3 protein-coding genes and 1 pseudogene are annotated in these 3,446 nt (G+C 42.5%); all 4 read left to right on the top strand.

Going from position 1 to position 3,446, the window contains the following annotated elements:
* Nucleotides 1–362: FkbM family methyltransferase (locus tag V6C93_RS15670; RefSeq protein WP_333477599.1), on the top strand; the 362-nt coding region annotated here is incomplete at its 5' end.
* A gap of 48 nt (nt 363–410) precedes the next feature.
* Nucleotides 411–1,325 carry a glycosyltransferase gene (locus V6C93_RS15665; RefSeq protein WP_333477598.1) on the top strand — a complete coding sequence of 305 codons (915 nt, stop codon included), beginning with the start codon at nt 411–413 and terminating at the stop codon, nt 1,323–1,325.
* Between the two features lie 237 nt (nt 1,326–1,562).
* Nucleotides 1,563–2,681: a glycosyltransferase family 2 protein gene (locus tag V6C93_RS15660; RefSeq protein ID WP_333477597.1), complete on the top strand. Its 1,119-nt coding sequence runs from the start codon at nt 1,563–1,565 to the stop codon at nt 2,679–2,681.
* A gap of 62 nt (nt 2,682–2,743) precedes the next feature.
* Nucleotides 2,744–3,446 (top strand): annotated as a pseudogene (locus V6C93_RS15655) (hypothetical protein); the annotation flags it as partial.

The raw sequence follows: 3,446 nt of genomic DNA, 5'->3' as shown, positions 1-3,446 counted from the left end.
GAGATAGCGACAAACAACGAAGTGTGAAAATCGTCACTATCGATGCCTTACTTGAAAAGGATTTGATGCCTATGCCTCAATTAGCAAAACTGGATATCCAGGGGTTTGAACTTGAGGCACTAAAAGGTGGAACAAGACTATTCGGTAACGTAGAAGTCTTCATTTTGGAAGCGTCATTATTTGAGTTTATAAAAGGGCAACCTATTTTTGATGAAGTTGTTGCCTTCATGAAAAACAAAGGATATGTTGTGTATGATTTTCCTGGCTTTTTGAGGCGTCCTCATGATGGTGCGCTGGGTCAGTGTGATATCTGCTTTACCAAAGCTAATGGAGTTCTGAGATCAAATAATCACTGGCTGTAAACACCATCCAGTGCATTATTAGCATTCATCGTATTTAGCGCAATTATTATGAAACTTTCCCTAAGTGTCGTAATCTGTACGCATAATCCTAGGCGTGATTATCTGGATAAGGTACTACACGCTTTGAAATCTCAGACGTTGCCAATAGAGCAATGGGAATTATGCTTAATTGATAATGCAAGTGATGAAGTACTTGCATCAGAAATCGATCTGAGCTGGCATCCCCAAGCTCGTCACATTCGAGAAGAACAATTAGGTCTTACCCCTGCTCGGCTAAGAGGCATAAAGGAAGCTGCCGCTGAAACTTTAGTTTTTGTAGATGATGATAATGTTTTAGATTCAGACTATCTTGAGGTAGCATTACAAATTAGTAAAGACTGGCCCAAAATCGGTGCTTGGGGTGGACAGATTAGACCAGATTTTGAGGAAACACCTCCAGATTGGACAAAACCTTATTGGTCAATGTTGGCTATTCGAGAATTTGACCAAGACAAATGGTCAAACTTATTAAATCACAGCTCCACAGCTCCCTGTGGAGCTGGCATCTGTGTTCGTAAAGTTGTTGCTAGAAAATATGCCGATTTATTTCACAAGCACCCTAAACGAGCTGGTATGGGTCGAAAGGGTAAACTACTGCTCTCCTGTGAAGATTCAGATTTGGCACTTACAGCCTGCGATATTGGGTTAGGTACAGGGCAGTTTACATCTTTGAAATTAACCCACTTAATTCCTGCCTATCGTCTTCAAGAAGATTACTTGTTGAGGTTAGTCGAGGGAATGACTTACTCTTTGACTATGCTGGATTCCTTTAGAGGCAAGCTTACACCTAAACTAACTTGGCAAAAGAAGTTATTACAACACTACCATCGTTGGCGAGTGAATGTAAGACAACGTCGCTTTTATGATGCCTCACAAAGAGGTTTAGCTCTAGCTATCAAAGAGATTACAAGTACCAGAGAATAATCGAGATTTTTGCAACAGGGTTACTCATTGCTTAGAAGATGACACTCTACGTGATCGCTTGAATCAACAGCGTAGGGAGAGCATTTTAGAGGCATATCTATTATAAATTTAGCCTAATTGATACATCGAGCTATATCGTTATTTGTTAAGAAATAGGGTGCGTTAATGAAGCGAGATGTTAGCTTTTTTCAATATTTTTCCTGATTCAGTCAACAGGAACTGTATGAAGGAACAGAATTGGGCGATCGCTCTCAACAAACTGCCTTTCAAACTACACGTCAAGCAGTAAATCAAGCCGTATTATCACCAAAAATGCCAGCTATTAACACTGCTCCAACCCTAGAAAACCTCCCCTCACCGCTACCTGAAAAATCGGGCTGGCCTTGGACAGAGCAGAGTCAGCCTTTACCTAAGCAAATGCCGAATGGTTCTGAATGGCCATGCATCAGTATAGTCACTCCTAGTTATAACCAGGGTCAGTTCATTGAGGAAACCATTCGCTCAGTGCTGCTGCAAGGCTATCCCAATTTGGAGTACATCATTATCGATGGCGGCAGCACAGATAACTCCGTTGAAATTATTAAAAAATACGAGCCTTGGATCAATTATTGGGTGAGCGAACCCGATAAAGGTCAGACTGATGCTATTCAAAAAGGGTTCAACATCAGTACTGGCGCGATTTGGAATTGGTTAAATTCTGATGATCTTCTCGAACCTAATGCAATTCAAACAGTTGCACTCGCCTACCAAAATAATCCCTCAGCGACGACTTTTGGCAGTAAGCTGACCTACTTTGGCATTTCAACTCCACGCATCCATCATAAGTGCTTTCAAAATCTTTCTGAACTTGTTTGTGTTTGGGAAGAGTGGACTACTCCACAAGCGGCTATTTTTTTGTCGAGTAAGGCTTGCAGGGAAGTCAAAGGTCTAAACACTTCACTTCATTATGCTATGGACTATGACTTGTATTTGCGACTTGCTCGAATTCCTAATTTTAAAGCGCAGCTTACAGATGCTCTTATTGCAAAAGCTCGCTTGCATACCGACTGTAAAACAGTTGGTCAATCTCTTGCCTGCAAGCGTGAAATGCTTCGGATATTCGATGAATTTTCTCTAAATTATCCATCCTTGCTTCCTAAGGGTTGGCGTAAGTCAAGAACAAGATTTGTTTATCATTTAGCCCTGGATGAGGCTAGAGATAATTCCAGCATAAAACCACCTTTAAAGTCTTTTCTTCAAATATCTGTAAGTTTTATTTCGTCTGTCTGGAACTATCGTTTCTTCTGGTCGTGTCTTCTGAAAATGTATCTACTGTCGTACTTCAAAAAGGTTGAGAAACTACAAGCATTAAGCTGAAGACAATGTTCTTTTGCGGATAGTGCTGATTTGGCTGATTATTTAACTGCCTGAACTTCTCTATGATTTTTCTCTACTCTGATGTACTTTATCGTGCTGGCGGCATCGAAACCTATCTGCACGCTCTGGCACTGCACTTACATAGCGAGAGAATACCTTTTCGGGTAGTGGTAGCCGAGATGGAGCCATGTCCGCTAGTCGATGAGTTGGTGGAGAAGGGCATAGAGGTTTACCGTCAGAGACGATTACCAGGCGATCGCTGGTTAGTCAGACAGCGCTTCATGCTGACTTGGTTGGCAACCCAACTACAACCTGGGGATTGGGTGTTCTGCGTGCGCCAGCCTATGTCCGAGCTTTACCTCAGAATGGTTCAGTTGGTGCATCGTCGCCAAGCCAAAATCGCAGTCAGTTGGATGTTTGCACCAGAATTCCTGCCGCCAGTACCTCCTTATGGGAACAAGTTTTGTCAGGCGGTGGCACAGACAGATGGCGTTGTTTCCGTTTCAAAATGTACCGAACACCAGTTTAAGGAAATATATGGGTATACAGGACAGGTTCATGTGGTTCCTTACCACAATCTCCTGTTCTTCCCAGAACCGCTTCCCCTTCCTCCTGGTCTACCCTGGAAGATTGGTTTTATTGGTCGCCTGGATATTAAGCAGAAGAATTTGGATACCCTGTTGCAAGCCCTAGTACCTGTAGTTCAAGAATGCCAGCAGGTTGAGTTACATCTTTACGGTCGAGGGCCAGACCAAACTCAACTGG

It is taken from the genome of Allocoleopsis sp., from assembly GCF_036703385.1.
Lineage (GTDB): Bacteria > Cyanobacteriota > Cyanobacteriia > Cyanobacteriales > Coleofasciculaceae > Allocoleopsis.
This window is presented reverse-complemented; position numbering and strand designations above follow the sequence as displayed.